This window comes from Lacinutrix sp. MEBiC02404 (assembly GCF_053601575.1).
This window is the reverse complement of the sequence record NZ_JBSHNV010000166.1, coordinates 1-1,602: the sequence shown is the minus strand read 5'-3', so window position 1 is coordinate 1,602 and position 1,602 is coordinate 1. Positions and strand designations below refer to the sequence as shown.

The window sequence follows — 1,602 nt, the reverse complement described above, 5'->3', positions numbered from 1 at the left end:
ACGTTCTGCAATTGGTTGATTCCTACTATTAAATAGCGTAATTGTATTTACGCCATTAAAAAGATCGTTTTTTAAAAGCTTTAAATTATAGCTATAATATGCTTCGCTTATCGTTACCGGAATGGCAGATAATACATATCCCTTTCTGTGAATTACAGCAAAAATAGTTTCTCCTTTTTGCTGCTCTATGGTGGCTTTATTTGTTGCTATACTTAAGCCTACTACATCATTGGTTTCTACATTTTCTGTTTTATGAATGATAAATCCAGTTTCTTGTACTTTAGGTAGCTCGAATTTTAGATTATTTACAACAACATAGTAGTTGTTTTCAGAATAAGCTTTTAAAACAAAGTTTCCTAGTCCGTTTTTATCACTAATGATTTCAGAAACAACTTCTCCATTAGCATCCGTTACATTGGCGCGTAATGCGATAGGTACGTTGTTTTGGGAAACCGTAAAATATATCGTGTTTTCGGTGTCGTTTAATAGTACATTACTTTCTGGATAAAATTGAAAGCGAATAGCTTCGTTTGTGGATACTTCGTTTTCTTGCGAGTCTATAAAACCATCTTGCAAATTATTTACTTGAATTGGTTTTATATACGCATTATTAAAACCGCGATTCCAGTTGGTGTCTAGCTGTATATAGTAGGTGCCTGTTTTTAAATCTTCTGGAAGTTTAATGCTTCCTGCTACCTTTCCGTTTTCTACTAAAACTAATGGATGTGCTATTAGATTTTTATCTGCATCATAGATGTTTATGTGCAAATTTGTGGTTCTATAATTTGGTGTTTCGGTGATATCATAAGCTACATAGGTTTTAAACCAAATGTCTTCTCCTGAAAAATATACAGACTTATTAGTATGCAGCGAAAATTTTTCTAAATACTCCTTATGTAAAAAGTTGTTTTCTTTAACAAATGTTTTTGTTGCAGCGCTATTATCATTTTGTGCTAAACTGATATTAAAAACAAAAAATAGTATTAAAAGTAGTTTGTTCGCGTATTGCATATTTGTAGGAGTTTAGAGATAAAAGTAGTCAATTTCTTATTAAGTATTCCTAAAACTAGTGGCGATTATCCTAATTCTCTAGATAATATAATATCTCCACCTGTAACTTTAGGAAAGCTTTCTAAATCCTTCTCTAATATTTGCTGAAGCATGGCAACGTTAACATTCAGTTTTTTTAATATAAATGGTAAAACGTTTTTATCTACTTCAAAAATAGCTTTAAAAAGGTGCTCGTTTTCTATTTGTTGATGATCATAACCTTGCGCAATTTGTTGTATGGCTTCTTGTGATTTATTGTATAATTGTTGAAGTTTATAGTTATGTTGTGTTTTATAATTTAGTATAAGATGTACATCTTATAATTTTCTCTATTGTTATTAGTTAAAGGCAACAATCTTACCAGTTTAATCTGCAAGACAAAATGTTTGTTTTTGTGAATAATAGGGGACCTTTTGTCTATTTCTGTAATTACGTTTACTGATAGTAAGTTTGCAAAAATGTTTCGACAAAAAGAATGATTTATATCAGTAAATGGATATTAAGGTGTTTAATTTAAAATTAATTCCATTTTCGAGGAAATAAAAAATAGAA

The 1,602-nt window shown here is 30.0% G+C and carries 1 protein-coding gene and 1 pseudogene; both read right to left on the bottom strand.

The window, feature by feature from the left end:
- Positions 1 to 1,011 (bottom strand): hypothetical protein (locus ACVCXO_RS08705; protein WP_452229201.1); only part of this gene is annotated, 1,011 nt, incomplete at its 3' end.
- A 74-nt stretch (positions 1,012 to 1,085) separates the two neighbouring features.
- A pseudogene (locus ACVCXO_RS08700) lies at positions 1,086 to 1,327 on the bottom strand (Clp protease N-terminal domain-containing protein); the annotation flags it as partial.
- Between the last annotated feature and the right edge of the window lie 275 nt (positions 1,328 to 1,602).